Below are 16,090 nucleotides of genomic sequence, written 5' to 3'. Positions count from 1 at the left end.
GACATAAGTGCATGAAGCAGTTAAACTAAAAAACACCACATCCAGACCGCAAGGACGCCATGTCAGGACTCTTCTCCAAGACCGCCAGGGCCGTAGGCCGCAACGGACTCTCATATCGCCTGCTCTCCTACATTCTGGTCTGCAGTACCGTATTGGCGATGATCATTACGGCGCTGCAACTCGCCTGGGATTACCGCAAGGATGTTGCCGTCATCGAAGACAGCATCGGCCAGATCGAGGCCTCGTTCCTGCAACCCATCGCCGCCAGCTTGTGGAACCTGGATGAAGAGCAGGTCAAAGTGCAAATTGAAGGGATCATGAACCTGCCCAACATGCAGTTCGTGATGGTCAAGGAAATGCTCGGCAACTCCGAAGTCCCGCTGCTGACCCAGGGGGTCGAGCGGGAAAGCTATGATATCTCCCGCGAATTCAACCTCACCTATCAGGGTGAAATTGTCGGCAAGCTGTTCGTTGCCGCCTCTCTCGAGCAGATCTACCAGCGCCTCATCGAAAAATCGGTGCTGATCATGGTCAGCCAGACCATCAAGACCCTGGTGGTCTCATTTTGCATCCTGATCATCATTTACTATCTGGTGGTCAGGCACATCAACCGCATCGCCAACTACGCCCAGAAGTTCAACCTCGACCGGCTCGACATGGCGCTGGAGCTGGAAGGCCGCCCGCAGCCACGCAAGAAACCCGATGAGCTGGATACCTTGGTCTCCACCCTCAACCAGATGCGCACCCGGCTACGTGACGAGCTGGTTGCCCGCCATCAGGCGGTCGAACAACTGCAAAAGGAGCGGGACTTCTCTGCCACCCTGATCAACTCCGCCAACATGGTCATCTGCTGCATGGAGCCGGATTTGACCATCGCCAGCATCAACCCGGCAGCCATACTGCTGACCGGCTACCACCAGCAGGAGCTGTTGCAGCACAACTGGCTGGATCTCTTTGTCAGCCCGGCGCAGCGGGAAGAGCTGAACGATATTCTGGCGGCGGAAGGTTCACTGTCAGACAAAGAGGTCATCATGCATGACCAGCAGGCTCATGAGCTGGTACTGCAATGGACCTTCGTACCCTTCTACGATGGTCCCAACCTCAAGTACCAGATCGGCTTCGGCTACGACATCACCCAGCTGAAAAAGGTCGAGCGGGAGATTATCCAGCTCAACGAACAGCTGGAAGGCAAGGTGGTGGAGCGTACCCGCAGCCTGAGCGAAGCCAACAACCAGCTCGGCAAGGCGTACGACGACCTGAAACAGGCCCAGCAGACCCTGGTGGAGTCCGAGAAGATGGCCTCCCTCGGCTCGCTGGTGGCCGGGGTGGCACACGAGATCAACACTCCGATCGGCATCAGCGTGACCGCCTCCTCCTACCTGCAGGAGCGGGTCGCCGACTTCAAGTCCCATATCGACTCCAAGCAGCTGTCGCGCTCCTATCTCAACGAGTTTACCGTCAACCTCGACGAATCGATGCAGCTACTGCAGAGCAACCTGCGGCGCGCCTCTGAGCTGATTGCCAGCTTCAAGCAGGTGGCTGTCGACCAGTCATCGGAAGCGCGCTACAACTTCAGCCTCGCCGACAATCTCCATCAGGTAGTGGTCTCGCTTGGCCACAAACTGAAGAAGAGCCAGTGCGAAGTGGATATCCAGTGCGATCCCAAGCTGTCGATCTTCTCCTTCCCGGGCAGTTTTACCCAGATCTACTCGAACCTGATCCTCAACTCCATCAACCACGGGTTCGACAGCTGGGATAAACCGAAGAAGATCACCATCAAGGTGGAACAGCAGGGAGAGGAGCTGTTTATCGACTATTCGGACAATGGCCGCGGCATCCCGCCCGAAATATTGCCGCGAATCTTCGATCCCTTCGTCACCTCCAAGCGGGGTCAGGGCGGCAGCGGTCTGGGCACCCACATCATCTACAACCTGGTGGTGCAACTGCTGAAAGGCCGTATCAGCTGTGCCAGCGAACCGGGCCAGGGCGCCCAGTTCCATATTCGCCTGCCGATCCAACATAACTGAGCGCTGGCTCTTGTGAGCCAGCCGCTTTATCCCCATCATGCTGTGATTGCATTCTTAATGAGCGGAGAACCTCGCAATGGCACAGCATTTTGACTATATCGCCATCGGCGGCGGCAGCGGCGGTATCGCCTCTGCCAACCGGGCTGCCATGTACGGTAAGAAAGTTGCCCTGATTGAAGCCAAAGAGTTGGGTGGAACCTGCGTCAACGTAGGCTGCGTACCGAAGAAGGCCATGTGGTATGCAGGCCAGATTGCCGATGCCCTGAAATATGGCGCCGACTACGGCTTTGACACCACCCTCAACCACTTCAACTGGGCCAAGCTGGTCGAGTCCCGCCAGGCCTACATCGGCCGCATTCACCAGTCCTATCAGAACGTGCTGGGCAAGAACCAGATCACCGTCATCAAGGGCTTCGCCCGCTTCGTCAGCAGCAACACCATCGAGGTCAATGGCGAGCACTACACCGCAGATCACATCCTGATCGCTACCGGTGGCCGCCCGGAAATTCCGGCGATCCCGGGAGCCGAGCTGGGTATCGACTCCGACGGTTTCTTCGATCTGCAAAGCCAACCCAAGCGGGTTGCCGTGGTGGGTGCTGGCTACATCGCAGTCGAGATCGCCGGGGTGATGCACGCGCTCGGCTCAGAGACCCATCTGGTGGTGCGCAAGCACGCGCCGCTGCGCAACTTCGACCCCATGATCCACGAGACACTGGTCGAAATCATGGCGCAGGAAGGGCCCAAGCTGCACACCCACGCCATTCCCAAAGCCGTGCTCAAAAACGCTGACAACAGCCTGACCCTGCAACTGGAAGATGGTCGCCACCTCACCGTTGACTGCCTGATCTGGGCCATCGGCCGGGTACCGGCTACCGACAACCTCAATCTGGCTGCCGCAGGCATCGCGCTGGACGAGAAGGGCTTTATCCCGACCGACAAGTTCCAGAACACCGCCGTCGCCAACATCTATGCAGTGGGTGACAACACGGGTCGCATCCAGCTCACCCCGGTGGCCGTCGCTGCGGGCCGTCGCCTCTCCGAGCGGCTGTTCAACAACAAGCCGAACGAGCACCTCAACTACGATCTGGTGCCGACCGTGGTGTTCAGCCACCCGCCCATCGGCACCATAGGCCTGACCGAACCTGAAGCCATCGCCCAATACGGCGAGGACCAGGTGAAGGTCTACCGCAGCCAGTTCACCGCCATGTACTCTGCGCTGACCCAGCATCGCCAGCCCACCCGGATGAAGCTGGTCTGTGCCGGCCCGGAAGAGAAGGTGGTCGGTCTGCATGGTATCGGCTTTGCGATGGACGAGATCCTGCAAGGTTTCGGCGTCGCCATGAAGATGGGCGCCACCAAGGCAGATTTCGACAACTGCGTGGCTATCCATCCGACCAGTGCAGAAGAGTTCGTCACTATGCGTTAAGGGCAGATGAAGTTGGCCTGTCATTATCAAGCCAACTTCAACAACTGCGTTCCCATGCCTCATCCCACCAGCGCTGAAGAGTTCGTGACAATGCGATAGGTACGTTTGAAGTTGGCCTGTCACGAGGAGCCGGCTTCGACAACCATCTAACCCCTTCTCCCAAACCCGGCTCAGGCCGGGTTTTTTGATCCCTCCTCGCTATTTCTCTCGCAAATCCGCCGTTCTTTACGCCGATTTTACGCCTGCCACATGGCGCTTTATGGCGCCTTTACGCCTGTTTTACATACCCTTTTCAGCGTCAATGACACCAACAGAGTCGATATGGTCTTACATCGGCTCTCGCAGCTAATTATCTCAATGGAGTCGATATGAATTGGCTATATCTGCTGCTCGTCCTCGCCTTGATGGCCTATCTGATGCGCGCACTCACGCGCAGTCACGAGTGAGGAACTAGAACATGTGGCAAGAAATAATCTATCCGGTGGCCTTCGTGCTGCTGGTTCTGCTGCCGGCACCGCTGCTGGGCAACTACATCTACCGGGTATTTGAAGGCAAAATCCGCTGGCTGGCACCGGTCGAGCGCGCCACGCTGGCTTGCTGTGGCACCGATGGACGGGAGCAGGACTGGAAGTCCTACGCCCTCAGCCTGCTGGCCTTCAACGGCGCCGGTTTCGGTCTGCTGTTCCTGATCCTGATGGCGCAGGGGTTGCTGCCCCTCAACCCGCAACAACTGCCGGGTCTGAGTTGGCAACTGGCATTCAACACCGCGGTCAGCTTTATGACCAACACCAACTGGCAAGCCTATTCCGGTGAGGCCAGCCTCTCCTACTTCAGCCAGATGGTGGGGCTGACCACCCAGAACTTCGTCTCCGCAGGGACGGGCGCCGCCGTCGCCATTGCTCTGTTCCGCGGTATCGCCCGTCAGCAGACCATCAACCTTGGCAATTTCTGGCAGGATCTGGTGCGTTTCTGCCTCTATGTGCTGCTGCCCATCGCGCTGATCATGGCGCTGGTGCTGGTATGGCAAGGGGTGCCGCAAAGCCTCTCCGCCTATCTGCCGTTCCACGGTGTGGAGGGTCAGGAGCAGCTGCTGCCTCTCGGCCCGGCGGCCTCGCAGATCGCCATCAAGCAACTGGGCTCCAACGGCGGCGGCTTCTTCGGCATCAACTCCGCCCACCCGTTCGAGAACCCGACAGCCCTCTCCAACTGGCTGGAGATGGTCGCTCTGCTCACCATCGCCGCCGCCATGGTCTTTACTCTGGGCCGCTATGTGAAAGACATGGCCCACAGCCGCGCCATTCTCGGTGCCATGACCCTCATGCTGGTGCTGGGGCTCTTCGTCTCCCTCTCCCAGGAGCTGAAACCGGATCCCGCCCTCGCCCACCTCACCACTGACGCCAGCAACATGGCTGGCAACTGGGAAGGCAAGGAGAGCCGCTTCGGCCCTGTGCTCTCCAGCATCTGGGAAGTGGCGACCACTGCCGCCTCCAACGGTGCCGTCAACGCCATGCACGACAGCTTTACTCCGCTCGGCGGCATGGTGGGCATGATCAACATGCTGCTGGGTGAGGTCATCTTCGGCGGGGTCGGCTCCGGTATCTACGGCATGATGCTGTTCGTGCTGCTGACCGTGTTCCTGTGCGGTCTGATGGTGGGTCGCACCCCGACCTATCTGGGCAAACGCCTCGGCATCACTGAGATGAAGTGGGTGGTTGCCAGCATGCTGGTCATGCCGGTGGGGGTTTTGGTGATCGGTGGTGTCACCCTGCTGATGCCGGATGCCAGCACCATCATCGGCCATGATGGCCCACACGGTCTGTCGCGCCTCATCTATGCCTACGCCTCGGCTGCCGGCAACAACGGCTCCGCCTTCGCCGGTTTTGCCGCCGGTGACAACTGGCAGTGCATCGCCATCGGTCTGGCCATGCTGCTCGGTCGCTTCGGCTACATCATTCCGGTTCTGGCCATCGCCGGTCAGCTGGCCCGTGCGCCCCGTCAGGAGACGAGCGAAGGGGACTTCCCCATCAGCGGCCCGTTGTTCGTTACCTTGCTGATCATCACCGTCCTGCTGATAGGTGGCCTCTCCTTCCTGCCGGTGCTGGCACTGGGCCCGGTGGCCGAACATCTGAGTCTGATCGGAGGGGCACTCTGATGAACCTGACCCTGTCGATCACCATCCGGATGCCAATGGCCAACTATCTGATGCTGGGAGCTTTCCAATGAGCAAGTCCACTACAATGAGCACCGACACCATGTTGGTGAAGGGCAAAAAACAGAAATCACAGATCATCCAGGCAATGGTTGAGGCCCTCTATCGCTTCAATCCCAAGGCACTGTTTGGCAGCCCCATCCTGTTCACCCTCTGGCTGGCCGCAGTCATGGCGACCGTGGAGTCCCTGCTGGGGCAGCCTTTCTCCGGCGTCGCCCCCTCGCTGGCCTGGCAGCTGACCGCCTGGCTCTGGCTGACCCTCTGGTTTGCCAACTTCGCGGAAACCCTGGCCGAGGGGCGCGGCAAGGCGCGAGCCGACAGCCTGAAAGCGGGCATGAGCCAGCTCAAGGCCCGCCGGGTGGCGAATGCCAAAGATGGTCAGGGCGAGTGGGTACCCGCCACCAGCCTGATGAAGGGGGACCTGGTGCTGGTACGCAGCGGCGAGATGATCCCGGCCGACGGTGAAGTAATCGCCGGCATCGCCTCGGTCAACGAGGCGGCCATCACCGGCGAATCCGCCCCCGTCATCCGCGAGTCGGGTACCGACCGCAGCGGCGTGACCGGCAACACGACGGTCGTCTCCGACGAGATCTGGGTGCGCGTCAGCAACAATCCGGGCGAAAGTACGCTGGATCGGATGATCGCACTGGTGGAAGGGGCCAAGCGCCAGAAGACCCCCAACGAGATGGCGCTCGACGCCCTGCTGGTCGGGCTGACCCTCATCTTCCTGCTGGTGGTGGCTACCCTGCCCTGGTTCCTCGACTACAACGGCACCCAGGTACCGCGTCTCTACCTGATCGCTCTCTTTATCACCCTGATCCCGACCACCATCGGCGGCCTGCTCTCCGCCATCGGCATTGCCGGTATGGATCGACTGGTGAAGCTGAACGTCATCGCCAAGTCTGGCCGTGCCGTCGAAGCGGCCGGTGATGTGCGCACCCTGCTGCTGGACAAGACCGGCACCATCACCTTCGGTAACCGGATGGCGGATGAGCTGATCCCGGCACCGGGTGTCGACCCCGCCCTGCTGGCACAAGCGGCCATGCTGGCCTCGCTGGGTGACAACACCCCGGAGGGCAAATCCATCCTGACTCTGGCCAGCAAGAGCATGGCCAAGCCGAGTCAGCTGGAGAGCGACAAGGTGATCCCCTTCAGCGCCGAAACCCGGCTGAGCGGACTGGATCGCAACGGTCATCAATATCGCAAGGGGGCTGTCGATGCGGTACTAAACTACCTCAGCCTCGACCGCAAGGCGGTGCCTGAGCCGGTGCTCAAGTCAGTCGACAGCATCGCCCGTCAGGGTGGGACTCCGCTGCTGGTCTGCACTCAGGAGAAACTGCTGGGGGTGGTCTACCTCAAGGACATCATCAAGCCAGGTATCAAGGCTCGCTTCCAGATCCTGCGCCATATGGGGATCCGTACCGTGATGATCACCGGCGACAACCCGAAAACCGCCGCCGCCATCGCCGCCGAAGCCGGGGTGGATGACTTCATCGCCGAAGCGACGCCGGAGAAGAAGCTCGCCTATATCCGGCAGGAGCAGGCCGATGGTCGTCTGGTCGCCATGTGCGGTGACGGCGCCAACGATGCACCGGCACTGGCGCAGGCTGACGTGGGTCTGGCCATGAACGAGGGTACCCAGGCTGCCAAGGAGGCGGGCAATCTGGTGGATCTCGACTCCAACCCCACCAAGCTGCTGGATGTGGTGCTGGTCGGCAAACAGCTGCTGGTGACCCGTGGCGCCCTGACCACCTTCTCCATAGCCAACGATGTGGCCAAGTACTTTGCCATCCTGCCAGCTCTGTTCATCGCCGCCTACCCGCAACTGGGGGTACTGAACCTGATGCAGCTGGGCAGCCCGCAAAGCGCCATCCTGTCGGCCATCATCTTCAACGCCCTGATCATCGTAGCGCTGGTGCCGCTGGCCCTGCGCGGTGTCGACCTGAAGGGATCGGCCGCCAGCCTGCTGCGCCGCAACCTGTTGATCTACGGGGTCGGTGGTCTGCTGGTGCCTTTCATTGGCATCAAGCTGATTGATCTGGTCATTACCGGCCTGGGTCTGGTGTAACGACATAACCGGGATGCGGGGCGAACCCGCATCCCCAGCCATCCTTTTGGAGCAAGAGAATCATGATAGCAATCAGAACCCTATTGACCCTGACCCTGCTGCTGGGAGTGGGTTATCCGCTGGCGGTCACCGGGCTGGCCCAACTGCTGTTCCCCTGGCAGGCCAACGGCAGCCAGCTGACCGACAGCAAGCAGCAACTCATCGGTAGCGCCCTGCTGGGGCAGAAATTCGAGCGGGCTGACTACTTCCATCCCCGTCCCTCCGCCAGCGATTTCAATACCATTGGTGGCAGTGCCAGCAATCTGGGGATGAGCTCGCCGCTGCGGGCAGCGTTTGCCGAACAGGCCGCCAAGGCACAGCCGGGAACCAGCTCCCCCGCCATGCTGACCCGCTCCGCCTCCGGCCTCGATCCCCACCTGCCGCTGGATGCGGTGCTGGCTCAGGTCGACCGCGTCGCCAAAGAACGTGGACTGGATCCCGCCCAACTGACGGAGCAGGTCAAGTCGGCCACACAAGCTGGTATCCTTGGCCCGCAGGTGGTCAACATTCTCCAGCTGAATCTGCAACTGGATCATCAAAAGGGCGCCTGATGGTGCCCATTCCGGTTTGGTGATGACCTCGATTTTCGCAACGGGCGGTTGGCTCGATAGGGATAACAATGGCTGATGTAGCAAGCGCTGACGCCCTGCTGACAAGTCTGATGCAGGAGCATGGGGATGCGTGATGAGGTAAGGGCCGACGCCCTGCTGGCGAGCCTGGAACAGGAGCACAAGGGCAAGCTGAAGGTGTTTCTCGGGGCCGCTCCCGGCGTCGGCAAGACCTACGCCATGTTGCAGGCGGTGCGGGAACAGGCCAAAGAGGGGGTAGACATCCTGATCGGCGTGGTGGAGACCCACGGCCGGCAGGAGACCCTGGCTCTGCTCGACAAGCTCGCCATCATGCCGCGCAAGATCCACATGCACCGCCAGCAGCGACTGGAGGAGATGGATCTCGACGGCCTGCTCGCCCGCAAACCGGCCATCGCCGTGGTGGACGAACTGGCACACAGCAACGCCCCCGGCAGCCGCCACGAGAAGCGTTGGCAGGATGTAGAGGAGCTGCTCAACGCCGGGATCGACGTCTACACCACCCTCAACGTGCAGCATCTGGAGAGTCTCAACGATCTGGTGTGGCAGCTGACCGGGGTCAGGGTGAAAGAGACTCTGCCAGATCAGGTGCTGCTGGAGGCCGACAGTCTGGTGCTGATCGACCTGCCCCCCAAGGAGCTGCTCGACCGCCTCAAGGAGGGCAAGGTCTATGTGCCCCATCAGGCCAAGGCTGCGTTGCAATCCTTCTTCTCCCTCAACAACCTCACCGCATTGCGGGAGCTGGCGATGCAGACTGCCGCCAGCCATGTGGAGGGCGATCTGCAACTGCAATGGCAGGCAGCAGGCAAGAGCACCTTGCCGCTGCGGGGCAAGCTGATGGTTTGCCTCGGTGACCTGCACGGCTCGGCGCTGGTGCGCTACGGCCACCGCTTTGCCCAGCGCCGCCAACTTCCCTGGCTGGTAGTGCATGTCGACAGCAATGGCTGCCGCTCGGCCGATGTGGAGCAGGCGCTGGCGCTCGCCTCCCACCTCGGTGCCAAGGTGCTGACCCTCTCCAGTCCGGCTGTCGCCAATACCCTGCTGGAAACTGCCGAGCAGCAGCAGGTCTCCCAACTGCTGCTTGGCAAACCCCACAAGGCGCCGTGGCGTCGCTCGCTGGTGCAGCACCTGCTCAAGCAGGCACAGGGGCTGGAGATCACCCTGGTCGATACCGAGAAACAGAAACACAGAGTGGGGATGCGCGTCCCGACGCCGAAGGATATACACCACAGCCTGCTGGCAGTGGTGATCATGGGGATCACCTCGGCCGCCGCCTGGGGGCTCTCCTACTGGCTGCCGCCCGCAGCATTGCCGCTCATCTTCGTGCTGGGGGTGCTGGCGACTGCCCTCACCACCAGTCTGGTACCCGCCACGCTGGCAGCGGTGCTGGGCTTTATCGCCCACAATCTGCTCTTCACCGCCCCCTACTTCTCCCTGAGCGTCGCCAACCACAGCGACCTGCTCACCCTGTTCGTGCTGCTTATCGTCGGCATGACGGCGGGACGGCTCGCCTCCCGCCAGCGGCAACAGCTGATCGGCCTGCGCGAGACCCAGCAGCTGGGCAATGCATTACTCTCCCTCAGTCAGGGGCTGGCGACCGCCAGTAGCCCGGAGGAGGTGCTCAGACAAGGTGCCCAGGCCATTGCACTGGCGCTAGGCCAGCCGACCGTGGTGATCGACAAGGAGTTCAACGATCGGCTCGGCAACGAAAAGCACAGGCCCGGCCAGACCGACAAGGCGGCCATCGACTGGTGTCTGGCCCAGAAGCAGAGCGCCGGAGCCCACACCGCCACCCTCAATGCTGCCGAGGCCCAGTATCACCATCTCAGCGACGATCTGGTGATCGGCATAACGCTGGCCAATCCGCTCTCCTCCTCTGCCGAACACCAGCTGCAGGCGCTGCTCACCGACATTCGAGCCGCGCTGGCGCGGATCGACCTCAACGAGCGGCTGGCCGATAGCCAGCTACAGGCGGAGACCGACCGGATGCGTGCCGCTCTGCTCTCCTCGGTCTCCCACGATTTGAAAACACCGCTGGCCACCATCATGGGGGCAGGCAGCACCCTGCTGGAATATGGTGACCGGATCCCCGCCGAAGACCGTGACGAACTGCTCCACTCGGTGCAGGAGGAAGCGCGCCGCCTGCACAGCTATGTGCAGAATCTGCTGGATATGACCCGTATCGGCTCCCCCGACTTCCAGTTGAAACGGGACTGGGTCGATCTGGCGGATCTGGTGGAGAGCGCCCGCAAGCGGCTCGACTCCTCCTGGCGCCAGCACAAACTGCTGGTCCATTTCGATCAGCATGTGCCCCAGCTCTATGTGCACGGCGCCCTGATTGAGCAGGTGCTGGTCAACATCCTCGACAACGCCTCTCGCTACTCGCCGGCAGGCACCCCCATCGAGTTCAAGGTGATGGTGGCCGAACCCGACCTTATCATCGATATCATCGATATCGGGGTCGGTATCGCCGAGTCGGATCGGGAGAAGATCTTCAATCTCTTCTACACCCAACCGGTGGGCGATTGCGGCAGCCGTGGCACCGGGCTTGGCCTCGCCATTTCCCGCGCTATGATAGAGGCCCACGGCGGCAAGATTTGGGCCTTCTCTGGCCCCAATGGCAACGGCACCTGCATGCGCATCTCCCTGCCGCTCGCCCTCAATTCACCGGAGGTCTGATGGTTGACCGCCAGATCGGGTCACTCAGCCCCTCCCACCATTCGCCTCTGGAGGTTCGATGGCGCACATTCTGGTCATAGATGATGAAGCGGCGATCCGTCGCTTTCTGCGGATCAGCCTGATTGCCGAGGGGCATCAGGTGAGTGAGGCGGTGGGGGTCAATGAAGGGCTGGAGCAGTATCGCCACCTCAACCCCGATCTGGTGATCCTCGATCTCGGTCTGCCTGACGGCGATGGCATTCAGGTGTTGCTGGCCATTCGCGAACACCACCCCAATCCGGTGCTGGTGTTGTCGGCCCGCGATTCGGAGCAGGAGAAGGTGCGGCTGCTGGATGCCGGCGCCAACGACTACATGAGCAAGCCGTTCGGCATCGGCGAGATGATGGCTCGCATTCGCGTGCTCTTGCGCCAACGAGCTGGCGTCAGCAGCGGCGAGCGGCGCCACTTCCCCCAATGCGGCCTGACGCTGGATATCAGCAGCCACAAGGTGACCATGAAGGAGGAGGAGATCCCCCTCTCCCGCAAGGAGTTCGCCCTGTTGCAGGCGCTGGTGTGCCACCCCGGCAAGCTGGTGATGCAGACCCAGCTGCTCAATGACATCTGGGGGCCGAGCCACAAGGAGGACACCCACTACCTGCGCATCGTTATCGCCAGCCTGCGCAAAAAGCTGGGGGATAACCCCCAGCAACCAACGCTTATCGAGACCGAATCCGGTATTGGCTACCGCTTTATCGGCAACTGACGTTTCACGTGGAACGACGCCCGCAGCAAAGCAGCGCCAGCAGGCCGCAGCCACTGAGCAACAGGCCGAGATCCTGCAATCCGGCCGCCACCGCCAACCCCAGACTAAGCAGCAGGTAGTAGCCAAGCCCGAACAGGGCACCAGCACTGCCCGCTACCTCGCGATAGGCCAGCAGCGCCTGACTCAGCACGTTGGGGATCGCCAGTCCGAAGGCCACCACGATTCCCATCATGGGCAGCAGGAACCAGAGGCTGGACTGACTCGCCCAGACCAGCAGCCCGGCGACCAGCGCCAGAGCGCAAGCCAGTCTACTCAGAGAGGACGGCAGCCACCCCCTCCCCAGCAGATACTTGTTGAGCAGGCTGCCGAGCAGAGTCGCCAGCGCCAGCAAGATCCCCGAATAGCCAAACTCGCCGGTGCTCAATCCCAATCCGGCAAACAGGAACGGGGCCAGACTGTAGTAGCCAAACAGCATGGTGTTGAACAGGGCGACCAGCATGGCACTGCGCCAGAGTCCGCCATCCTTCATCATCCGGCACGCCAGCGGCCAGAGTGCGACTCGCTGGCTGGTGGCCGGACGGGTTTCCGGCAACTGCCAGCAGGTCACCAGCAGCAAACCTACCGCCAGGACCAGCAGACCACTGAACACCCCGAGATAGCCAAACCCGCTCGCCAGCTGGCCACCACTGAGCAGCCCCAGCACCGGGCTGAGTGAGAGCGCAATGCCCATCACCGAGAAGACCCGCGCCAGATCGCTACCCTGATAGCTGTCGCGCAGCATGGTCTGGGTCACCACGGAGCCCACCGCGGCGCCAAAAGCCGCGATGACCCGGGCCAGCAGGAGGGTTTCTAACTGGTTGGCCAGCAGCGCCAGAAGGGTGCCGACACCATAGGTGAGCAGACCGGCCAGCATGGCGGGACGCCGCCCGATCAGATCGCAGAGCCGCCCCCAGCAGACCACGCCCACCGCAAACGCCAGAAAATAGACCGACAGGGTCTGGGATGCCTGCCCTTCGCTCACCTGAAACTGGGTAGCGATGTGGGTCAGGACCGGGCTGTAGATGGTCTCCACAATTTGGGGAAACATCATCAATCCCACCACCAACCAGAGCGGTGGCAACTTGTTGTTCATGACAAACCTCCTTCACAAGAGGTCGCCATTCTAGAGAGATGCCGATTGTCTGATTACAATAAGCAGGACTATAAACATCAAAAATCGGACATATGGCCTTTATTCTTCCCGATCACCCTTTTGAGCCCGACCAGCTGACCGGCAGCGTGATCGGCATTGCCTCCGCCCTCGGCTGGCACGACTCGGGCCTGCATCAACATCAACGCCATCAGCTGCTGTTCGCCCAATCCGGCTGCATGACCATGGAGCTGGAAGGTCGGGTCTGCCTGCTGCCACCCACCCGCGCCGCCTGGCTGCCGGCGGGCACAGCCCACCGGGTACTGATGCGTGGTGTGGTGGCCTACCGCTCCCTCTACTTCCAGCCGCACCCCGAGTTGCCCGGCACGGTGGAGGTGTTGGCGGTCAATCCGCTGCTGCACGAACTGATCGAACGGATGGCGCTCTGGCCGTGGAACAAACCGCAAGAGCAGCAACAACGGACGGTGGCACTGTTTATGGAGGAGTTGGGACAGGCGCCGCGAGAGTCGTGGCAGTTACCGCTGCCGACGGATCCCAGACTGGACGACTGGCTACAGCAGTTGAAACGGGGGGATACCCTGCCGGAGCGGCTAAATCAGTTAGCCGGACAAATTGGTGCCAGCGACAAAACCATTGGCCGCATCTTTATGCGGGAGACCGGCATGAGCTATCAGGCGTGGCGTCAGCAGTGGCGGCTGTTGCGGGGGATGGAGCTGTTGGCCGAGGGGCAATCCATCAGTCGCATATCCTCGGCATTGGAGTTCTCCAGCGACAGCGCCTTCATCAGCTTCTTCAAACAACATACGGGACAGACCCCCCTGCGCTACCTCAACTCTCGGGGTGAGTCGCCACAGCCTGACTCGCCTCCACCACCAGGGTATCCAGCGCCAGCGGCTTGAGATTGTGCAGCGCATCCTGCACCACGGCATGAGATGCCTGTTGCAACTCGCTCTTCACATCCTGCTCCAGCTGGGCACTCTCCAGCTCGGGCCGCGGGTTTTCGTTGGCCATCACGTTCAGGCTCAGGACACTCACAATCAGGGTAGCGATCAGGCTTTTCATCTGGTTTGCTCCGGTATGGTTGAGATGACCAGATAGCTATTCCAATAGTTGTGCCAATCCTCACGCAATTCATAACATGATGATTTTGTTTAAATTAACTATATATCGATACCAAATTGAGTCGCAAAATGCATCCCACTCGGTCATTTTTAAACCAACAGTTGGTGCTTTTAACCACGCTTGATTTTTGCACCATGTTCCACGTGGAACGTCCCATCTTTTTGATCGACACCCGCTTTTAAACTGAGCTATGGTGCTACATCCCCGTAACTCAAATCTGGATCTGTCACTGAATGGAATTTTCCTTGTTCGGCGAGAAGTTCACTCGCCACGCCGGCATTACCCAACTCATGGATGACCTCAATCAGGGGCTGACCAATCCGGACGCCATCATGCTGGGTGGCGGCAATCCAGCCCCCATCCCCGCCATGCTGGAACGCTTTCAGGCCGAGGCCAAGAGCCTGCTCGACAACGGCGAGCTGGTCAAAGCGATGGCCAACTACGACGGCCCGCAGGGCAAAGACAGGTTCACCAAAGCGCTGGCAGCCCTGCTCAGCAAGGAGCTGGGATGGGATATCTCGGCCCGCAATATCGCCCTGACCAACGGCAGCCAGAATGCCTTCTTCTACCTGTTCAACCTGCTGGCCGGCGAATTTGCCGATGGCCGCAAGAAGAAGGTGCTGTTCCCGCTCGCCCCCGAGTACATCGGCTATGCCGACTCGGCGCTGGCGGACGACTACTTCGTGGCCTACAAGCCCACCATAGAGAAGCTGGCCGATGGCCAGTTCAAATACCACGTGGATTTCGAGAGCCTGCAGGTGGGTGACGATATCGGGGTGATCTGCGTCTCCCGCCCGACCAACCCGACCGGCAATGTGCTGACCGACGAAGAGATCGAACACCTCGATCAGATCGCCCGCGACAAGGGGATTCCGCTGCTGATCGACAACGCCTACGGCGTCCCCTTCCCAGGCATCATCTTCAGCGAAGCCAAGCCGTTCTGGAACGCCAACACCATCCTCTGCATGAGCCTCTCCAAGCTGGGCCTGCCGGGCACCCGCTGCGGCATCGTCATCGCTGACGAGAAGATCATTCAGGCCATCACCAACCTGAGCGGCATCATCAATCTGGCACCGGGCAGTCTGGGCCCCGCCATCACCATCCCGATGATCGAGAGCGGCGATATCATTGCCCTCAGCGAACAGGTGGTGAAACCCTTCTATCAGCAGAAGGCGGAGCTGGCGGTGCAGCTGCTGCGCAAAGCGATCCCCGACCCGCGCTTCCATATCCACAAGCCGGAAGGCGCCCTCTTCCTCTGGCTCTGGTTCGAGGGCTTGCCGATCCACTGTCAGGAGCTGTACGAGCGACTGAAGGCGAAGAACCTGCTGATCGTGCCGGGTCACAACTTCTTCCCCGGCATCGACGACCCCGAGTGGCGCCATAGCCAGGAGTGCATCCGCCTCAACTACTCCCAGAGCGAGGAGCTGGTTCGCCGCGGCATCGCCATTCTGGCCGACGAAATCAACGCCCTCTACGCTGGTTAATCCAATCCGGCGATACAAAAACAGAAAGGCCTGCAGATGCAGGCCTTTCTTGTTTATCGCGATCCGGTTTGCTTAGCCGGGCAGCGCCAGCTGATCGGGTTTACCGATGGGGATGGCGCGGGGCTTGAGCGCCTCTGGCAGTTCGCGCGCCAGATCGATGGTCAGCAGACCATGCTCCAGCTTGGCGCCCTGCACCTCCACGTGCTGGCTCAGCTTGAAGGCAAGCTCGAAGTCACGCTCGGCAATCCCCTGATGGAGGAACTGACGTTCACCGGCCGCAGCCCCTTTGCGCCCCTTCACCTTGAGAGTGCCGTGTTCGGTCTCCAGCTCCAGCTCTTCGCGCTCGAAGCCAGCCACGGCGACCGTGATGCGATAGCCATCCTGATCGCGCTTTTCAATATTGTACGGGGGGTAAGCGGCGGTCTTCTGCTCGAACAGACCTTCCAGCTCACGGGCCATCCGCTCGAAGCCGATGGCGTTGGTGCGTATTCCGGCGAAGTTGAACAGCCATTCCGGCCAACGTGAACACCCTGATCCTTAACGCGCTCACGTCATCC

The 16,090-nt window shown here is 60.9% G+C and carries 12 protein-coding genes; 9 read left to right on the top strand and 3 right to left on the bottom strand.

All coding sequences use genetic code 11. From position 1 onward, the window contains the following. Positions 1 to 59: 59 nt before the first annotated feature. The 7 genes from NOM06_RS16955 (at position 60) to NOM06_RS16925 (ending at position 11,777) form a co-directional block, all read left to right on the top strand. Positions 60 to 2,027 (top strand): ATP-binding protein, encoded by a 1,968-nt coding sequence (locus NOM06_RS16955; protein ID WP_139462301.1) that lies wholly within the window; start codon positions 60 to 62, stop codon positions 2,025 to 2,027. Positions 2,028 to 2,103: 76 nt separating this feature from the next. Continuing rightward, positions 2,104 to 3,453: a glutathione-disulfide reductase gene (gene gorA, locus NOM06_RS16950; protein ID WP_255912478.1), complete on the top strand. Its 1,350-nt coding sequence runs from the start codon at positions 2,104 to 2,106 to the stop codon at positions 3,451 to 3,453. Between the two features lie 457 nt (positions 3,454 to 3,910). Then, positions 3,911 to 5,605, top strand: coding sequence for a potassium-transporting ATPase subunit KdpA (gene kdpA, locus NOM06_RS16945; protein WP_255912477.1), 1,695 nt, complete (start codon positions 3,911 to 3,913; stop codon positions 5,603 to 5,605). Between the two features lie 67 nt (positions 5,606 to 5,672). Continuing rightward, complete coding sequence (gene kdpB / locus NOM06_RS16940) at positions 5,673 to 7,730, top strand: potassium-transporting ATPase subunit KdpB (RefSeq protein WP_255912476.1); 2,058 nt, start codon at positions 5,673 to 5,675, stop codon at positions 7,728 to 7,730. A 62-nt stretch (positions 7,731 to 7,792) separates the two neighbouring features. Next, positions 7,793 to 8,320 (top strand): potassium-transporting ATPase subunit C, encoded by a 528-nt coding sequence (locus NOM06_RS16935; RefSeq protein ID WP_255912475.1) that lies wholly within the window; start codon positions 7,793 to 7,795, stop codon positions 8,318 to 8,320. 126 nt (positions 8,321 to 8,446) lie between these two features. Beyond that, positions 8,447 to 11,035, top strand: a complete 2,589-nt coding sequence (locus NOM06_RS16930; protein ID WP_255912473.1) for a sensor histidine kinase KdpD — start codon at positions 8,447 to 8,449, stop codon at positions 11,033 to 11,035. 58 nt (positions 11,036 to 11,093) lie between these two features. After that, a complete protein-coding gene (locus tag NOM06_RS16925; RefSeq protein WP_255912471.1) occupies positions 11,094 to 11,777 on the top strand; it encodes a response regulator in 684 nt (227 codons plus the stop codon). 4 nt (positions 11,778 to 11,781) lie between these two features. Here NOM06_RS16925 and NOM06_RS16920 read toward each other — a convergent pair whose 3' ends face one another. Further along, positions 11,782 to 12,909 carry a multidrug effflux MFS transporter gene (locus tag NOM06_RS16920; protein WP_255912469.1) on the bottom strand — a complete coding sequence of 376 codons (1,128 nt, stop codon included), beginning with the start codon at positions 12,907 to 12,909 and terminating at the stop codon, positions 11,782 to 11,784. A 92-nt stretch (positions 12,910 to 13,001) separates the two neighbouring features. On the opposite strand from NOM06_RS16920, the gene NOM06_RS16915 reads away from it, so the two are divergent. Continuing rightward, the gene (locus tag NOM06_RS16915; RefSeq protein WP_255912467.1) at positions 13,002 to 13,826 is read left to right on the top strand and encodes a helix-turn-helix domain-containing protein; all 825 of its coding nucleotides are present in this window, start codon (positions 13,002 to 13,004) and stop codon (positions 13,824 to 13,826) included. Here the strand turns inward: NOM06_RS16915 and NOM06_RS16910 are convergent. Beyond that, entirely contained in the window at positions 13,756 to 13,989 is a 234-nt protein-coding gene (locus NOM06_RS16910) for a hypothetical protein (protein WP_255912465.1), read from the bottom strand. The two genes, NOM06_RS16915 and NOM06_RS16910, sit on opposite strands and share 71 nt — an antisense overlap. A gap of 293 nt (positions 13,990 to 14,282) precedes the next feature. Between NOM06_RS16910 and NOM06_RS16905 the strand changes: the two genes are divergently transcribed. Further along, on the top strand, positions 14,283 to 15,533 hold the full coding sequence (locus NOM06_RS16905; RefSeq protein WP_255912463.1) for a valine--pyruvate transaminase: 1,251 nt from the start codon (positions 14,283 to 14,285) through the stop codon (positions 15,531 to 15,533). Positions 15,534 to 15,605: 72 nt separating this feature from the next. Here NOM06_RS16905 and NOM06_RS16900 read toward each other — a convergent pair whose 3' ends face one another. Beyond that, positions 15,606 to 15,992 carry an Hsp20 family protein gene (locus tag NOM06_RS16900; protein ID WP_255912461.1) on the bottom strand — a complete coding sequence of 129 codons (387 nt, stop codon included), beginning with the start codon at positions 15,990 to 15,992 and terminating at the stop codon, positions 15,606 to 15,608. Between the last annotated feature and the right edge of the window lie 98 nt (positions 15,993 to 16,090).

Source organism: Aeromonas sp. JL9 (genome assembly GCF_024436075.1).
GTDB classification, from domain to species: domain Bacteria; phylum Pseudomonadota; class Gammaproteobacteria; order Enterobacterales; family Aeromonadaceae; genus Aeromonas; species Aeromonas veronii.
This window is presented reverse-complemented; position numbering and strand designations above follow the sequence as displayed.

What these genes read in the sequence shown, in the direction of transcription:
- NOM06_RS16920 (WP_255912469.1), bottom strand. Translation starts at nt 12,909, where the DNA reads ATGAACAACAAGTTGCCACCGCTCTGGTTGGTGGTGGGATTGATGATG.
- NOM06_RS16930 (WP_255912473.1), top strand. Translation starts at nt 8,447, where the DNA reads ATGCGTGATGAGGTAAGGGCCGACGCCCTGCTGGCGAGCCTGGAACAG.
- NOM06_RS16915 (WP_255912467.1), top strand. Translation starts at nt 13,002, where the DNA reads ATGGCCTTTATTCTTCCCGATCACCCTTTTGAGCCCGACCAGCTGACC.
- gorA (WP_255912478.1), top strand. Translation starts at nt 2,104, where the DNA reads ATGGCACAGCATTTTGACTATATCGCCATCGGCGGCGGCAGCGGCGGT.
- NOM06_RS16905 (WP_255912463.1), top strand. Translation starts at nt 14,283, where the DNA reads ATGGAATTTTCCTTGTTCGGCGAGAAGTTCACTCGCCACGCCGGCATT.
- NOM06_RS16910 (WP_255912465.1), bottom strand. Translation starts at nt 13,989, where the DNA reads ATGAAAAGCCTGATCGCTACCCTGATTGTGAGTGTCCTGAGCCTGAAC.
- NOM06_RS16925 (WP_255912471.1), top strand. Translation starts at nt 11,094, where the DNA reads ATGGCGCACATTCTGGTCATAGATGATGAAGCGGCGATCCGTCGCTTT.
- kdpB (WP_255912476.1), top strand. Translation starts at nt 5,673, where the DNA reads ATGAGCAAGTCCACTACAATGAGCACCGACACCATGTTGGTGAAGGGC.
- NOM06_RS16935 (WP_255912475.1), top strand. Translation starts at nt 7,793, where the DNA reads ATGATAGCAATCAGAACCCTATTGACCCTGACCCTGCTGCTGGGAGTG.
- kdpA (WP_255912477.1), top strand. Translation starts at nt 3,911, where the DNA reads ATGTGGCAAGAAATAATCTATCCGGTGGCCTTCGTGCTGCTGGTTCTG.
- NOM06_RS16955 (WP_139462301.1), top strand. Translation starts at nt 60, where the DNA reads ATGTCAGGACTCTTCTCCAAGACCGCCAGGGCCGTAGGCCGCAACGGA.
- NOM06_RS16900 (WP_255912461.1), bottom strand. Translation starts at nt 15,992, where the DNA reads ATGGCCCGTGAGCTGGAAGGTCTGTTCGAGCAGAAGACCGCCGCTTAC.